Annotated in this window: 20 protein-coding genes; 5 read left to right on the top strand and 15 right to left on the bottom strand. The window is 68.0% G+C overall.

Annotated elements, in window-relative coordinates:
• Window positions 1–217: 217 nt before the first annotated feature.
• Window positions 218–1,639 carry a vWA domain-containing protein gene (locus tag MU521_RS08515; RefSeq protein WP_092690243.1) on the bottom strand — a complete coding sequence of 474 codons (1,422 nt, stop codon included), beginning with the start codon at window positions 1,637–1,639 and terminating at the stop codon, window positions 218–220.
• A gap of 3 nt (window positions 1,640–1,642) precedes the next feature.
• The gene (locus tag MU521_RS08510; RefSeq protein ID WP_092690247.1) at window positions 1,643–2,518 is read right to left on the bottom strand and encodes a TasA family protein; all 876 of its coding nucleotides are present in this window, start codon (window positions 2,516–2,518) and stop codon (window positions 1,643–1,645) included.
• 302 nt (window positions 2,519–2,820) lie between these two features.
• Here MU521_RS08510 and MU521_RS08505 point away from each other — a divergent pair, with 302 nt between their 5' ends.
• Window positions 2,821–3,354: a DUF7344 domain-containing protein gene (locus MU521_RS08505; RefSeq protein ID WP_092690250.1), complete on the top strand. Its 534-nt coding sequence runs from the start codon at window positions 2,821–2,823 to the stop codon at window positions 3,352–3,354.
• A 136-nt stretch (window positions 3,355–3,490) separates the two neighbouring features.
• Entirely contained in the window at window positions 3,491–4,114 is a 624-nt protein-coding gene (locus MU521_RS08500; RefSeq protein WP_092690252.1) for a DUF7344 domain-containing protein, read from the top strand.
• 95 nt (window positions 4,115–4,209) lie between these two features.
• On the opposite strand, the gene MU521_RS08495 is transcribed toward MU521_RS08500, so the two are convergent.
• From MU521_RS08495 to MU521_RS08480, 4 genes are all read right to left on the bottom strand, one after another.
• On the bottom strand, window positions 4,210–4,482 hold the full coding sequence (locus MU521_RS08495; RefSeq protein WP_092690255.1) for a Sec-independent protein translocase subunit TatA/TatB: 273 nt from the start codon (window positions 4,480–4,482) through the stop codon (window positions 4,210–4,212).
• A gap of 70 nt (window positions 4,483–4,552) precedes the next feature.
• On the bottom strand, window positions 4,553–4,702 hold the full coding sequence (locus MU521_RS08490) for a KH domain-containing protein (RefSeq protein WP_175452816.1): 150 nt from the start codon (window positions 4,700–4,702) through the stop codon (window positions 4,553–4,555).
• Window positions 4,703–4,707: 5 nt separating this feature from the next.
• Window positions 4,708–4,890 (bottom strand): hypothetical protein, encoded by a 183-nt coding sequence (locus tag MU521_RS08485; RefSeq protein WP_092690258.1) that lies wholly within the window; start codon window positions 4,888–4,890, stop codon window positions 4,708–4,710.
• A gap of 71 nt (window positions 4,891–4,961) precedes the next feature.
• Entirely contained in the window at window positions 4,962–5,756 is a 795-nt protein-coding gene (locus tag MU521_RS08480; RefSeq protein ID WP_217630120.1) for an enoyl-CoA hydratase/isomerase family protein, read from the bottom strand.
• Between the two features lie 88 nt (window positions 5,757–5,844).
• On the opposite strand from MU521_RS08480, the gene MU521_RS08475 reads away from it, so the two are divergent.
• Window positions 5,845–6,126 carry a hypothetical protein gene (locus tag MU521_RS08475; RefSeq protein WP_092690261.1) on the top strand — a complete coding sequence of 94 codons (282 nt, stop codon included), beginning with the start codon at window positions 5,845–5,847 and terminating at the stop codon, window positions 6,124–6,126.
• Between the two features lie 40 nt (window positions 6,127–6,166).
• Here MU521_RS08475 and thiE read toward each other — a convergent pair whose 3' ends face one another.
• On the bottom strand, window positions 6,167–6,799 hold the full coding sequence (gene thiE / locus MU521_RS08470) for a thiamine phosphate synthase (protein ID WP_092690264.1): 633 nt from the start codon (window positions 6,797–6,799) through the stop codon (window positions 6,167–6,169).
• A gap of 26 nt (window positions 6,800–6,825) precedes the next feature.
• Between thiE and MU521_RS08465 the strand changes: the two genes are divergently transcribed.
• Complete coding sequence (locus MU521_RS08465; protein WP_175452817.1) at window positions 6,826–7,497, top strand: homing endonuclease associated repeat-containing protein; 672 nt, start codon at window positions 6,826–6,828, stop codon at window positions 7,495–7,497.
• 280 nt (window positions 7,498–7,777) lie between these two features.
• Window positions 7,778–8,029 carry a DUF7577 domain-containing protein gene (locus tag MU521_RS08460; RefSeq protein WP_092690266.1) on the top strand — a complete coding sequence of 84 codons (252 nt, stop codon included), beginning with the start codon at window positions 7,778–7,780 and terminating at the stop codon, window positions 8,027–8,029.
• Here the strand turns inward: MU521_RS08460 and MU521_RS08455 are convergent, their stop codons facing one another.
• From MU521_RS08455 to MU521_RS08420, 8 genes are all read right to left on the bottom strand, one after another.
• A complete protein-coding gene (locus MU521_RS08455) occupies window positions 8,030–8,845 on the bottom strand; it encodes a hypothetical protein (protein ID WP_092690269.1) in 816 nt (271 codons plus the stop codon). It lies immediately after the preceding gene.
• A 109-nt stretch (window positions 8,846–8,954) separates the two neighbouring features.
• Window positions 8,955–9,677, bottom strand: a complete 723-nt coding sequence (locus MU521_RS08450) for a profilin-fold protein (protein ID WP_175452818.1) — start codon at window positions 9,675–9,677, stop codon at window positions 8,955–8,957.
• A gap of 60 nt (window positions 9,678–9,737) precedes the next feature.
• Window positions 9,738–9,983, bottom strand: coding sequence for a DUF7861 family protein (locus MU521_RS08445; RefSeq protein ID WP_092690271.1), 246 nt, complete (start codon window positions 9,981–9,983; stop codon window positions 9,738–9,740).
• A 32-nt stretch (window positions 9,984–10,015) separates the two neighbouring features.
• Complete coding sequence (locus tag MU521_RS08440) at window positions 10,016–10,816, bottom strand: ABC transporter permease (protein ID WP_092690273.1); 801 nt, start codon at window positions 10,814–10,816, stop codon at window positions 10,016–10,018.
• The gene (locus MU521_RS08435) at window positions 10,813–11,865 is read right to left on the bottom strand and encodes an ABC transporter ATP-binding protein (protein WP_092690276.1); all 1,053 of its coding nucleotides are present in this window, start codon (window positions 11,863–11,865) and stop codon (window positions 10,813–10,815) included. Before MU521_RS08435 ends, MU521_RS08440 begins: the two co-directional genes overlap by 4 nt.
• Before the next feature lie 23 nt (window positions 11,866–11,888).
• Window positions 11,889–12,341 (bottom strand): DUF4864 domain-containing protein, encoded by a 453-nt coding sequence (locus MU521_RS08430; protein WP_092690278.1) that lies wholly within the window; start codon window positions 12,339–12,341, stop codon window positions 11,889–11,891.
• A gap of 442 nt (window positions 12,342–12,783) precedes the next feature.
• Window positions 12,784–13,191: a hypothetical protein gene (locus tag MU521_RS08425; RefSeq protein ID WP_092690281.1), complete on the bottom strand. Its 408-nt coding sequence runs from the start codon at window positions 13,189–13,191 to the stop codon at window positions 12,784–12,786.
• Window positions 13,188–13,952, bottom strand: coding sequence for a hypothetical protein (locus MU521_RS08420; protein ID WP_092690284.1), 765 nt, complete (start codon window positions 13,950–13,952; stop codon window positions 13,188–13,190). The genes MU521_RS08425 and MU521_RS08420 overlap by 4 nt, the downstream gene beginning before the upstream one ends.
• Window positions 13,953–14,000: the final 48 nt, after the last annotated feature.

Genomic DNA, 14,000 nt, shown 5'->3' with positions numbered 1-14,000 from the left:
CTCCGTGCTGCCGTTCGCTACTCTCTCCAGGCTACCCGTCGGCATAGGTATGGACTCGTGGCCGACCGATACGGTCTCCCTATGGCCCGTTTCCCGGGCCGCCGCGGGCGGTACGGTCGTCCTACGGTTCGTCGGTCGGCCTCGCTGTGTACTGAAAACCGACGCGCGGGTCGAGTGGCCGTCCGCGAACGGTCCGGCGGCGAGGGACTGCCCTCGCTCAGATGGACTGGCCGAACGGTGCGTCGTTGTTACGGCTCTGTTCGGCCTCGACGCCGATGTCGAAGGCCACGGAGTCGGACTGGACCTGGTTGCCGACCTCGAAGGGCAGTTCCCACTCGAAGCCGAGACACTGTGTGGTCACGCCGGGGTACGGCTGGACGCCCGCCTCCTGACGGTTCCCGTCGAGCAGGACGCCCTCGGACAGTTCCGCGAAGACCTCGGCCATCGACCCTTCGAGGATCTTCTGCTCGCCCGCGAGGACGATCTGTGCGATCTCGGCGTAGACGGTGTCGAGGTCGGCCGGGTCGGGCGCGACGAACGCGTCGTCCGGGCTGGACGCGAGCGATTCGAGCAGGCTCGTGTTCGCGTTGCCCAGCGCGATGGTGAAGATGCGGATGCCCGCGTTCTGTGCCGCGGTGGCCGCGGACTGGGCCGTACTGGCACTGGAGTTCCCGTCGCTCAGCAGGATCATGACTTTCGACGCACCCGTGGTCGCGTTGGTTCCGTTGAGGAGTTCGTCGGCCCCCTCGTCGATCCCGGCGGCGATGGAGGTCGACCCACCTGCCAAGTAGTTGTTGATCGCGGCCTTGACGGCCTGGTAGTTGGTCGTCAGCTCCTGGTCGGTCTGGGCCGACCCGCTGAACGAGATGGCCGCCGCCTCGTCGGGCGAGGACAGGTTGTCGACGAAGTCGTTCGCCGCGGTCTTCAGCGCCGACAGCGGCGTCCCCTGCATCGATCCGGACACGTCGCTCACCAGCGCGACTTCCAGCTCCTGATCCTGGCCGGTGCCAGTGGGCTCGTAGACGTTGTCACAGTCCTCGTCGTACCAGACACAGACCTGGATCTCGTCTGCGAGTTCGCCGATGCCGTCTGCGTCCGCCCCCTCGGCGGCGATTTCGGGGTCGTTCTGGCCGTTCTCGGCGTTCTCGCCGAGTTCGCCGACCAGGCGGAGGAAGGCGGGGTTGTCACAGATGTGGATGCTGATCGTCACTTCGCCGTAGTCGCCGGGCTTCACGTCGTCGAGCGTGAACACCGGGACCCCGTCGCCGTTGACGAGGAACTCGTCGGCTTCCGGCGTACAGAAGACGAAGTCGTCGCCCTGCACGTAGTTCTCCCACTCCTGCATGTCCCCCGGGCTGGGGGCCTGATCGAGCAGGTAGACGCCGTCATCGAGGACCTCGGCGTCCGGGTAGTTCTGCTGCAGCGCCGCCAGCCGGCCCGCGCCGCCCTGGTAGGTCGCCCTGTAGTCGAGCTTCAGGTCGAGCGTCCCCGCGGTGAGGCTGTTCCCGATGAACGATTCGCTGTCGCTGAAGAACGCGGAGGTCCCGAGTCCTGCGCCAGCCGAGGCGAGGCCGATGCCACCGAGTCCAGCGAGCACTTTGCGCCGGCTGAGGTCGTAGAGTTGGTTGTCTTCTGCCATGATTTAGTTCTGTGAGGTGCTGTTCGTCTGGTTCGCGAACGGGGTGTCGTTGTTCCGGACCTGTTCGGTCTCGAACACGAGATCGAAGGAGATGCCGTCGCCCTGAATCTCGTTGCCGACTTCGTAGGGCAGTTCGAGCAGGAGGCAGAACTCGTAGGTGTCGGCCACTTCGGAGTCCGTTCCGTCGGAGTCGCTGCCGACCAGCATCGGGACGCCGGTGTCGTCTTTGACGATGTAGCCGCCCGAGAGGACGCCGTCGGCCTCGACCGCGTTGGTGTAGTGGGCGTCGAGGCCCGCCACGCCGTCTTCGTCGGGTTCGGCGTAGTCGATGGTCAGGAGGTCGCTGGCGTTGTTGAACACGGGATCGAGCGTCGAGAGACCCGCGCGGTCGCCGCTGTCGTCGTAGCTCTGCCAGACCGTGGTCAGCAGGGCCGCGCCCAGGTCGGCGTCGTTGTTCGCGTCGCCCTCCTCGGCCTGTTCGGGTTCGGGGTTCACACCGCCGGACTGCGCGAAGTTCTCCGTCGCGACCTGTACGTAGCCGGGGTTGTCGCCGACGCTGATCTCGAAGCAGACAATCGCCCAGTCGCCGGGCTTGATGTCGTCGACCTGGAGGCCGAAGACCGGCTCCTGGCTGTCGGCGACGACCGAGATATCGAGGCCGCCTTGGTCCATCCAGTACTGGTTGGCGGCCACCACGTCCGCGCTGACGCTCATGTCGAGTGTCCCCGCGGTGAGGCTGTTGTTCGAGAAGGATTCGGTGTCGCTGAAGTACGCGCTCGTCCCGAGACCCGCACCCACGGAGGCCAGGCCCACGGCACCGAGGCCGGCGAGCATTTTGCGGCGCGAGAGGTCGTACAGTTTCGGATTGTTGTCTGTCATGGTTGGTTCCACCCCGGCCCGGTCGTCCCACCCAGGGTCGGCCCGGTTCGGGTTACTTCCGTCCAGGCGGGATGGGGTATTACCTATGCAGTGATTCAGCCGTTTCGAGGCCTCGAACGTCCGTTTGTACGGTCTCGATACCGGTTTCGACCCCCAGAATACGGTGTCCGTATCGCCTCCGATGGGTCGCGTAGCCCGACCGTACCGCTCGGTCCAGTCCCCGTACCGATCCGTAACAGGCCGCTGCCCTCTCGGTACGCGGACTATACGTAAGATACCGTGCCACGTCCCTGAAATCGAGAATGTTTTCGCACGCGTCGATCCCGGAGTCGGACGTCCACCACCTGCTGAGTAACGCGCGCCGGCGCGAGACACTGGCGGCGCTGTGGCGCCGACCCGAGGAGGTGACGCTCCGTGACCTGTCGGAACTGATCGCGGCCGCCGAGGCCGGTGTCACGCCCGCGCCACGGCCCCTGCGCGAGAGCGTCTACAACGCCTTGCACCAGACCCACCTCCCGAAACTGCAGGCGTTCGGCCTCGTCGACTACGACCCCGACCGGAAACTCGTCCGCCCGCGGCCCGAGAGCCGGCACCTCCACCGCTACATGGACACCGTCAACGGCCTCGGCGTCACCTGGGGAGAGTACTACCGCGCGCTCGGGATCGGCGGCCTCTTCTCGGTCGTCGCCTCGCTGGCGGACCTGCCGGTGTTCGGCGCGGTCGACCCGCTCGTGTTCGCCAGCGCCTTGCTCGCCGTGTTCGCGCTCTCGACGGGCTATCAGTTGCTCGGCGGTCGCGGCGGCCGCCTGCGCGGGCTGGTGAACTGGCGACGGTGACGAACGGACGGGAATCCGACCACTCGTTACTATCCTGTCGTTATATTTTCGAAAACTTCCACAATCGAGGCGGAATAGGCTCGATATACGCTAGGTCTTTATCTCGGATGACCACTACGATACTACGGGTGGGTCAATGGCAACTACGCAGGCGGCAGAACGAACAGCGGCCGACGAGGGGTCGCTGTCGACGGAGACGATTTTCGAGACGTTGAGCAACAGACGACGGCGGTACACCCTGCACTACCTGAAACGGATCGACGAACCGGTGACGATCAGGGACCTCTCCGAACAGCTCGCTGCCTGGGAGAACGGCGTCGAACGCGAGCAGGTCAAGCCCAAGGAACGCAAGCGGCTGTACACGGCACTCCACCAGACCCATCTCCCGAAGATGGACCGGCTGGGCGTCGTGGCCTACGACAGCGACCGCGGCGTCGTGGCCCTGACCGAGACCATCGACCAGTTCGATATCTACTTCGACCTGGTCGCCGCCGACGAGATTCCCTGGAGCCAGTTCTACCTGGCACTGGGGAGCGTCGCGACTGCACTCGTCGCCATCGCGGCGCTTGGCGTCCAGCCCTTCGCCAGCCTCGGCGCCTTCGGCTACGCCCTCGCCGTCACGCTGTTGTTTACCGCCGTCGCGAGCTACCACACGCTCCGTGACCAGCGCCGGGTCGTCGGCTCGGCCGACAGGCCGCCGGAGACGACGATTCCGCCCGCCGACGAGATCGAGGCTACGTCCGACGGACGCGACGACTGAACGCACGCTCTTTTCCGATCACACGGTGTCGTCGCTCGCTCTGAAGTCGCTCGGAAAAATAGCGCCGACAGTCACTCCCCGAACCGAATCGCCGATCAGGCCACGTCCGCCGCCTTGGCTTCCGCCCCGTTCGCGTCCGCTCCGGTCTCGGGCCCGCCGTCGCCGTCGTCTTCCGTCGTACTCTCCGCGGCCTCGCGGAGTTCGGCTTCGATCTCCTGGCGTCCCTTCTTGAACTCGCCGAGTGCCTGCCCCGAGGATCGGGCCAGGGCTGGCAGTTTGTTCGCACCGAACAGTAACACGGCGATGCCGAGGATGATGAGCAGTTCCGGTCCACCGGGGACCCCCACGAACAGTTGGACGGTGTCCATGCCCCTACTGGGGGGGCTGGGGGCATCAGTATGACAGCCGTACGTAGCAGTCGACTGAACGGTTCTTGGCCTACGAAAACTCGAAGGAGTCGATGCAGTGCTGACACCGGTCGGCGTCGATGGGCAGTTGCTCGGTCTCGTCTTCCCGGTCGCCGTCGTCCGGTGAGTACTGACAGTCGGTCCTGTGCCACTTCCCGCTCGATGACTGGACGTATTCCATGTGAACTACCCGTTGCGTTCGACGTGTTCGCTCTCCCACCCAGGCCAGGGCTCGTGGTCACGGCGGCCGTGGTTGCTCTCCCCCGCGGCGTCGCTGTCGAACTCGCGTGTGACTTCCAGCCCCGTCGGGCCCGTCGGGCCAGCGATGGCGGCGAGACAGTCCCGCTGGAAGCCAGTGCAATCCTGCATGGTTGTATGCTGACAATCCTGGTCATAATTAGATTGGCGGTCGGTTCGGCTGGCCGGACTGCCCCCGCCGATCACGGCTTGTCGGTCCCGTGGACCCACTCCAGGGCGGCCTGAAGGCCCTTCTCGTCCCGGATCTCGCGGAACCGGGTCGCCGTCTCGCTCTCCATCGTGAGCGTCCCCAGCGCCTCGTCGAGGCGGCCGTACCGCCGATAGCCCTGGGTCTCCTGGACGTCGTTGACCATGTCCTTGACCAGCGCGACCGCGGCGCTCGGCGTCTTGCGGATGTGGTCGACCTCCTCGTCGACGGCCGCACCCAGCTCGCCGTCGGGGACGACGCGGTTGACCAGCCCCATCCGGTGGGCCTCGTCTGCGTCGACGGTCTTGCCGGTGTAGAGCAACTCGCGGGCGTGTTTCAGCGAGTCGGTGACGAACGGGAGGACGAACTTGGGCGGGGGTTCGCCGAAGTGCATGTCCGGATAGCCGAACTCGGAGCGCTCGGTCGCGAACGTCAGGTCACAGGCCAGCGCGAGGTTGCACCCGCCGGCCAGCGCGGGGCCGTCGACGGCGGCGATCACGGGCAGTCGCGCGGAGAAGATCGCCTCCAGGTGGGTCCGCTGGTCGCGGATGCGGTCGTCGACCGACCGCTCCGGTTCGTCCGCGCCGATGTCGTAGCCCGCCGAGAAGGCCTTCCCGTAGCCAGCGACGACGACCACCCGAACCTCCTCGTCGGCGGCGGCCCGGTCGAGCGCGTCCTCGAACTCTCCGAGTAGCGTCTCGTTCAGCGCGTTCATCGCGTCGGGGCGGTCGAGGCGGACGTGAGCCGCGGCCCCGTCGCGTTCGTACTCGATCGTGGTGTACTCTGTCACGGTGGGGCTCTCGTCCGGCACCGAAATAACTCTACCTGCGACCGCCCCGGACCCACAGGTACAACCGGCCCAAGGCCCTAGCCGTCTCGTGACCGATCCGCAGGCCTACCGCTGTGTGAACTGCTTCGACCGCGAGGTGACTCGCCGCTTCAACGTGTCCCACCTCTCGCGGACCTGCGATACCTGCGACGAGTTCGCACGCTTCGTCAACGGGACCGTCCTCAACCAGTTCGAGCGGTTCGAAGACGAGCCGCCCGCGGAGCTGGACTGGAACCGACTCGACCGCACGAAGAAGCTGTTCGTCGCCGAGCGACTCGTCCGCCACGGCCACACGCTGGACGACTTCGAGATGGAACCCGCCGAGGACTGATCGCTTTCGTCGCCGCCACCCGCGATGGGACCGCACAGAGTCACTCGCGGCCGCGCTCGACCGCCGCGCCGAGTGCACGGGTCGCCGCCGCGGGGTCGTCGGCGGCCGTGATCGCCGAGATGACCGCCACGCCGTCGGCCCCGGTCTCGATCACCGCCGCGGCGTTGTCGGGTTTCACGCCGCCGATGCCGACGGAGGGAATCTCGACAGCCTCGGCTACCGCCCGAATCCGGTCGAGTCCGATCTCGGTCCCCTCGGGGTCGGTGTCCTTCGAGTCCGTCGGGTAGACCGCGCCGACGCCGAGGTAGTCAGCCCCCCTCCGTTCGGCCTCGCGGGCGGCCTCGGGCGTCGAGACCGACCGGCCGACGATGGCGTCCTCGCCCAGCTGGTCGCGGGCCACGGAGATCGGCAGATCCGCGTCGCCGAGGTGGACGCCGTCGGCGTCGATGGCCGCCGCCAGGTCGATCCGGTCGTTGACGAGCAGCGGGACGTCCGCCTCCCGGGTCAGATCGCGCAGTTCCAGCCCGAGGTCGTAGCGCTTTCGCGCACTCATCTCCTTCTCGCGCAACTGCACCACGTCGATCCCCCCGTCGATGGCCGCTTCGACGATCTCGACCGTCGAGCGGCCCGCCGAGATCGCCTCGGCCGTGACGAGGTACGTATCGAGGTTCATGGCTGTGTCCTCGGTATGCCGGCGATATGTGGGTTGGGTTCGGTGGCGGCCACGCGCTGAAATACGAGGCCGGGACCAGCGGCGCACGGATGGTCACCGAAGACGACTGTATTCGCGCGCTCAGGGAGGCTGCCCAGTTGCTCGGCGACTCGCCGACGAAAGCCCAGTACGAGAATCTCGGCCTGACGCCGGCGGCATCGACGATCCTCCGGCAGTGTGGCGGCTGGAACGACGCCAAACGCCTGGCCGGACTGGAGACGAACCACTCGCGAGGGTCACGAGTCGAGCCGAAACCGGACGGCCTCGACCTGCCCGACGGGATCGAGTGGGACGAATTGAGCCAGGACCAGCGCTGGCACTACCGGAATCGGGAGCGGAATACGGCGCGGTCCCTACAGCGGCGGCGACGGTTGCGCCTGTGGGTGAACGAACAGACACGAGAGCGGGGATGTCGGGAGTGCGGTGAAGATGACCCAGCGTGTCTCGATCTTCACCACCGGAAACCCGTGGAGAAGGAGATGGAAATTTCCACGATGGTAACGTCGGGCTACGGGAAGGACCGCCTTCGGTCGGAGATCGAGAAGTGTGACGTGTTGTGTGCGAACTGTCACCGAAAAGAACACTACGAGAGGCCCGATCTCCGAACAACCACCGGCGTGCGACTGGTCGCCCGACTCCGCAACACATATAAATCGTAGTGGCCAACTGTGAATTACCTCGTGAGAGACCCAGTATGGGTGTCTAACGGGAACGTATCAGTCCCCTGGGGTAGTGGCCAATCCTGAAGCCTTCTGGGGGCTTCGACACAGGTTCGAATCCTGTGGGGACTACTTCTCTGCGACCAACAACCGAGCAGCGAAGCGTGTCGGCGTCCAGGAACGACAGGGAGCCGATTGCGCGCGTGCTGTCCCCTGCTATCCCGTCGCAATATTCCCGCGAACCGACGCGTTTTGAAGCGGGAATCGACTCGGGATAGACATGAGCGCGTTCGTCTGGGTCGCCGTGGCGACGCTCGGTGTCGTCCCGTACCTCTACCGGGGGTGGCACCACGAGGACTCGCTGCTGTCGGAGACCAGTGCCTACGGAACTGCTCGCGCCGAGTCCCGCGAGGGGTCACACCTCGACCTCGACTTCGGCGACACCGACGACGAAGTGGCGTGTCTGAACTGCGGGACGGCGAACGAGCCGACTTTCTCGTTCTGCCGGCAGTGTGAGACGCCGCTGTGCTGATCAGTCGTCGGTCGGCTGTTCCTCGGCAGTCGGAGCCTCGGCCGGCGAGTCCCGCGGTGCTGGCCCGTCCTCGCCGGCCCGTCGCCAGGTCGTCGGGTCGTAGAGGCGCTGGACCTCGCCGCCCTGCTGGCGGATGGCGACGGCGGTGGTGAACAGGAAGGCACCGGCCAGCACCGTGCCGACGAGCGCGAGGCCGTCGCCCAGCGGTGCGCCGGGGAGCGAGAGCGCGACGGCGTGGTCGGCGACGGCGACGACGGCGAAGGCGAGCAGGGCTGGCGTGAACTGGCGGGTGAACGCGGCGATGCTGGTCCCCTCCTCGGTGCGGACGGTGCCGACGGCGTGGTAGAGGGTGTAGGCGGTGGCGAGCAGGAGGCCGACGACTTCGAGGCCGGCGACGGCGGTGGCGCTGGCGAACAGGTAGGCCAGCCACCAGGCGGCGACGAAGCCGGCGACGACGGTCGGGCCGACCCACTGGAGCGTGTCGTCGCTGAGCAGGGAGGGGCCGCCGACCGAGCGGTGGATGGCCCGGACGCCGATGGCGGCGAAGAGGAACACGAACAGGGTCGCCCCACGGCGGAAGGAGCCCGCGGGGGCGACGCCGGCGGTTTCGGCGATGCCCGCGAGGCCGTAGACGGCGGCCGCGCCGATGCCGACGGCGAGGTAGCGCCACCGCTCGCGGTAGGGGCCGGCCAGAATCCGGCGCGCGTACTGCCTGAGATACCAGAGCAAACAGCCGGCGGCGGCCACGACGGTCAGATAGCCGAGATAGCGTGCGACCGTCAGTGTCGCGGCCGGATCGGTCTGTGCGGGGGTCATGTCCGTCTAGTCGGGTTGGACGGCAAAGAACGGATCGTTCGTTCCCAGTTTCCCAAAACTGGCTCCGAAACGAACTCCTCCCGGACGGCCGGCAGGATGGTTGCGCCGCTCACAGCGAGACGGTTGCGAGGTCGGATTCGAGGTCGTCGACGTACTCGTTGTAGGCGTCGACGAAGCCGGAGAACTGGGGCGCGTACTCCCGGAGGTCGGGCGCGGCCGGCGGAGCGTACTGGGAGAGCAGGTAGATGCCGCCCTCGCCGCCGACCCGGAGGTAGGACGTGCCGTCCTCGTCCCACTTGAGTTCCCAGCGGGTGCCGTCGACGCGGGTGGCGAAGGTGCCGTAGTCGCCGCCCTCGTACCGGCGGAGGGCGTGGGCGATAGCGTCGCAGGTGTCACGGATCGCGCCGACGATACGGTCACGCTCGGCGACGACGCCGTCCACAGGCGCGGGGTCGGGGAACTCGGTCGGCGAACCGTCGAGGACGCCCGCCAGGCTCGCGACGTGCTCGTCGAACGCGGCGACGAAGGCGTCGTAGTCGGCCAGCGCGGTCGCCAGCGGTTCGGGTTCGGGCGGCTGTTTCGTCGAGACGACGTAGACCTCGCTCCCCGACTTCGGGTCGAACCGGAGGTACTCCAGATCGCCGGCCTCGTACTTGACCGTCCACGCCCCGTCGTCGGTGTCGACGGTCCGCTGGCCGTAGTCACCGCCCTGGAGGCGGGCGAGGGCGTAGGCGATCTGCCCCGCGTGGTCGCGAACTGCGGCCACCACCTCGTCGCGGCGGTCGGCCACTGCCTCGGCGTCCGTGATATCGATATCGGGCCAGCCAGTCATCACCGACGGGAGGGGGCCAGCGGGCATAACGGCTGTGTTCCGGGCGGCCGAGACGGCGGTTCATCGGCCGCCTTTCTTCCGGTACCAGACCCGTTCGCCGACGGGCGAGGCGTCGGCGGGGATGTCGAGCCGGGAGACGAACAGGTCCCGGACGGCGAGGGTGACCATTAGGTCGACGGCGGTGCCGTCGTCGTCGACGGTGACGACGCAGTGGCCGTCCCGCTCGTCGAGGGCGGTGATCCGGCCGGTCGTCCACCGGTCGTGGTCGTGGGTCGGCTCGCGGGCGTGGATCCGGTCGTGGTTCACACGCGGTGTAGGGGCCGCCGGCACAAAACCGCTCAGTAGTCGCCAAGGACGCCCAGCCGTCGCGCCCGGCGGGTCGCACGCTGGAAGATCAGGTAGCCGAGCGCGAGGTAGCCGACGGCGGTGCCGACCAGTACGGCCAGGTCGACCAGCGGGAAGTCCCAGAGGCGCGTGCCGTCGATCATGGCCCGCTGGAGGAGCGCGCTCCCCTGGGCCAGCGGGAGGAAGCGGGTCCAGCCCAGATCGAAGGCGGGGGCGGAAATCAGGACGATGAACCCGAACTGGAGCAGGTTGAGCCAGTTGCCGATGCGCTTGTACAGCACGGAGACGCCGCCGGCGGCGAAGCCCAGCCCCAGCACGGAGGTGATGCTCAGGACGGCGACGACGACGGTCGTCAGGAGGTTCAACTGGAGTGTCGTCCCCGTAATCACGAGCATGACCGCGAGGATCACCGACGAGATCAGGAAGGTGCGGACGACCTTCGCGACGCCTTTCAGCAGGGCGACGGGGGCGAACCCGAAGGGGGTCATGATGTGCCGTTCGAGGGTACCCCACTGGACCTCGCTGCCGATGTCGTTGGAGATCGAGGAGTACGCGCCGACCGAGAGTGTCCACAGGAAGTAGCCGACGACGATGCCCTCGATGGAGTCGGTGAGCGCCTGGCCGGCGAGCATCCGCCCGCCGTAAAAGAGCAGGGCGAAAAAGACCAGCGAGAAGACGAGGCCCCCGGCGGCGTTGGCGGGGTAGCGGACGAAGATCAGGTACTCCCGGTAGAGGACCGCTTTCGCGAGATCGAGGTAGCCGGCGGGGCGGCTCTCGACGGGGGCGTCGCTCACCGGGAGTCACCGCCATCGTGCCCGGTTTCGTTCTCGCCGGTCAACTCGACGAACACGTCCTCCAGGTCCGGTTCGACCGTCGCGACGCTGGCGAGGGTGACGTTCCGCTCCCGGAGCAGGGCGGTCAGTTCGTAGAACCCGTCGCTGTCGGTCGCGACTTCGAGGGTCGTGGTTCCCTCTCGGGTCGTCGCGTCGGTCACGTCGAAGCGGTCGCGGACGGTCGCGAGCGTGTCGGCGTCGAGGTCGGGGCTGGTGAGGCGGAACGCACTGGTCTCGAACCCCTGCCGGAGGTTCGCCACGGTGTCGTCGGCCACGATGCGGCCGTCGTTCATGATGACGACCCGATCACAGACGGCTTCGACCACGTCCATGTCGTGACTGCTGATGACGGCGGTCAGGCCGCGTTCCTCGACGATCCGCCGGAGTTCCCGGCGCAGGGTCAGCGAACTCTCCACGTCCAGCCCCAGCGTGGGCTCGTCGAGAAAGACCACGTCGGCGTCGCTGGCGAGAACGCTGGCCAGCGACACCTTCTGTTTCATGCCCCGGGAGAGGTTCCGGACGGGCACGTCCGCCTTCTCGGCGAGGCCGAACTGGTCGAGCAGGCGGTCGTGGCGGTCGGCCACGGAGTCGGGGGCGACGCCGCCGATGGTGGCGAAATAGCGCAGGTTCTCCCGGACGGTGAGCCGCCAGTAGTCGTTGCGCGCCCCCTCGAGCATCGCGTCGACGCGGGCGTAAGCCTGCCGGGGGGCCTCGGCCACGTCGACCCCCTGAATCCGGACGGTGCCCGCGTCGGGCAGCACCATCCCCAGGATCGATTTGATCGTCGTCGTCTTCCCGGCACCGTTCGGGCCGAGCAGGCCGACCACGGACCCGGGGTCGATTCGCAGCGAGACGTCGTCGACTGCCGTCACGGGGTCGTCGCCGCTCCCGAACCGCTTGGTGAGCCCCTCGACGGCGATGGCCGCGGGCTCGGTCGACCGGTCGGCCGGGCGCTCGACGTCCGTGTCTGTCGGCGACCTCGTCGCGGCGGCGTACTGGTCGCTCGTCACGCACCGGCCTACGTGCTTGACGATCAAAAGGGGTCGTTCCTCGACGACTCCGCCGGCCCCACGACCCGGACGCCGTCGGTCTGCCAGCAGCCGTGGAACCGACCGCTGGCCTGCAGGGAGACCGCGAACTCGTAAGTGACCGTCCGGCCGCCGTGGCCGGTCACCGTCACCCGCTGTGTGGCGTAGTTGCCGTCGCGCTCGACCGGGCCCGTCGCCTCGTCGTCGAAATCGATCAGCGGGCGGTACCGGTGGGACCGGACCATCGTGGTGAACCGCTCCAGCGGCCCCGTCGCCCGGCGGTTGGCTGGCGACGCGAAGTTGTACGCCGTCATGATCCCGGCGTCGTGGCGCGGTTCGTCGTTCGATCCCAGCGCGTCGAGCTGGATCCCGATGGCGTCACCCGGGCCGTACGACGGGTCCGGCGTCGGCAGGTCCGAGACCGGGTACCCGTCGCTCGCTCCATTCGACTCAGTCACGATCTGAGTACGGGCCAAACGATAATGAGCGACACGGTGTGGCCACCTACGGCAACCGATGCGCGCTGGACGCCAGTCGGACGGCCGTCGTCGCGGTCGTCGGTGCTGGCAGTATCCGTTCCCACACCGCCGGCCAGATGCCGTCGACCGGTGCAGGCCTACCGTGTGGTAGTGACTCACTAACGTAATGAAAGACCATGAGGTTTAACATCCTGGACGTCACAGAGTTGGGTACGGACGGAAGTCCGTGAGTACCACAATGACAGCTCGACAGCGGACAGACGCCGACGGTCGACCAGCCCCGATGGTTCCGGAGACGCCCACGCGACGCGTCCAGCCCGACGGCGGGCGCGCGACGACGGCATCGAACGGCAAAGTGGTACTCGCGGAACGCGACGCACCCGTCGTCCCGGACCTCTCCTGAGGACTCTCGTAGCGGTTTTCAGTCTTCACTCCGACCGCCCAGCCCCGGGAGTACCGCCAGCGGGTTCCCGACTCCGAGCAAAACACAGGCCAGCAGGCCGAGGTAGGTCCCCAGCCCCCAGATCAGCGCACCCAGGAGCCACCGGGCGGCCCACAGCGCCAGCACGCCGAGGCCGGCCACTGCACCGACGCCGGCGAGCGCGACCGCGGGCCGCGCCCACAGTCCGAGCAGTCGCTCGGGGTAGCGGAGGAAGGCCGCTTCGACTGCGAGCGCGCCACCGACGCCGACGACGACGGCCCGCGGATCGAGAACGAGCCCGCCGTCGCCGGTCAGGGTACCGACGACGAGCAGCGCCGTCAGCGCGCCGCCGGCCAGCAGACCGTCGCGCGAGAGCGGGGCGGGTGCGGGCGACGGCGCGTCGGTCACTGGTCGGTCATCGGCGTCGAACACCGCAGACAGAGGGTGTGGCCGGCGACCCAGTTCACGTCCGTCGCGTCACAGGCCGGACAGCGGTGGTTCGCGTTGTCGTACTCGGTGGTGCCCCGGGGCGCGGCCAGATGCCCGTCGGCGAGGACCCGATCGAGGAGTTCCGGAAACCGCCGGCGCTTGTACCGGGCCCGGTGAGCGAGGAACGGCCCCGGGTTCGACGGGTCCGACCCGTGGAGGTCCTCCCAGGCGATCGCGATCTCGCCGTTGGCCACGCTCCGGGCCGCCTGCTGGAGCGGCCCCGCGGCGGCCTCGAACAGCGGCGTCGTCCCCCAGCGCTGGGGGCTCTCGACCGCGTCGGCGGCCGCCTCGTAGGCCTCGGCGGCCTCGCCGTAGGCCGTGGCGGCGTCGTCCAGCCCGCCCGCGACCCGACAGTCCGCGACGAACTCGTCGAGACAGGCGCGCTGGACGGGGTGATCGAGCGCCCGGTCGAGGTCGCGAGCGACTGCGACGCCCTCCACGCCCCGGTGCGTGGCACGCGACGGCCGGTCCGCGACGCGATAGGCCACGGCCGCGATCACGAGCGACGCGAGTCCCTTCCCGACCCAGCCGTTCTCGTCGGCCTCGAACGGGTTCTGTCCCGCCCGTGGCTCCGCGAGGCGCGCCCACGCGGAGCGCGTGTACGCGTCGCCGGCTGATTCGTAGTCCCGATCCGCGAGTGCGGCGACGGCCCGTGAGCGGTGATCGTCGGCAGTCGACATACCCGCTTCAGGGGCCGAGCGGACACAAACGTTGCGCGCGAGGGTGGC

Origin of the sequence: Halorientalis regularis, assembly GCF_023698535.1 — an archaeon.
Classification (GTDB): Archaea; Halobacteriota; Halobacteria; order Halobacteriales; family Haloarculaceae; genus Halorientalis; species Halorientalis regularis.
This window is presented reverse-complemented; position numbering and strand designations above follow the sequence as displayed.

Coding starts and splice junctions, on each gene's coding strand:
- MU521_RS08515 (WP_092690243.1), bottom strand. CDS start 1,639: ATGGCAGAAGACAACCAACTCTACGACCTCAGCCGGCGCAAAGTGCTC.
- MU521_RS08510 (WP_092690247.1), bottom strand. CDS start 2,518: ATGACAGACAACAATCCGAAACTGTACGACCTCTCGCGCCGCAAAATG.
- MU521_RS08505 (WP_092690250.1), top strand. CDS start 2,821: ATGTTTTCGCACGCGTCGATCCCGGAGTCGGACGTCCACCACCTGCTG.
- MU521_RS08500 (WP_092690252.1), top strand. CDS start 3,491: ATGGCAACTACGCAGGCGGCAGAACGAACAGCGGCCGACGAGGGGTCG.
- MU521_RS08495 (WP_092690255.1), bottom strand. CDS start 4,482: ATGGACACCGTCCAACTGTTCGTGGGGGTCCCCGGTGGACCGGAACTG.
- MU521_RS08490 (WP_175452816.1), bottom strand. CDS start 4,702: ATGGAATACGTCCAGTCATCGAGCGGGAAGTGGCACAGGACCGACTGT.
- MU521_RS08485 (WP_092690258.1), bottom strand. CDS start 4,890: ATGCAGGATTGCACTGGCTTCCAGCGGGACTGTCTCGCCGCCATCGCT.
- thiE (WP_092690264.1), bottom strand. CDS start 6,799: ATGAACCTCGATACGTACCTCGTCACGGCCGAGGCGATCTCGGCGGGC.
- MU521_RS08465 (WP_175452817.1), top strand. CDS start 6,826: ATGTGGGTTGGGTTCGGTGGCGGCCACGCGCTGAAATACGAGGCCGGG.
- MU521_RS08460 (WP_092690266.1), top strand. CDS start 7,778: ATGAGCGCGTTCGTCTGGGTCGCCGTGGCGACGCTCGGTGTCGTCCCG.
- MU521_RS08455 (WP_092690269.1), bottom strand. CDS start 8,845: ATGACCCCCGCACAGACCGATCCGGCCGCGACACTGACGGTCGCACGC.
- MU521_RS08450 (WP_175452818.1), bottom strand. CDS start 9,677: ATGACTGGCTGGCCCGATATCGATATCACGGACGCCGAGGCAGTGGCC.
- MU521_RS08420 (WP_092690284.1), bottom strand. CDS start 13,952: ATGTCGACTGCCGACGATCACCGCTCACGGGCCGTCGCCGCACTCGCG.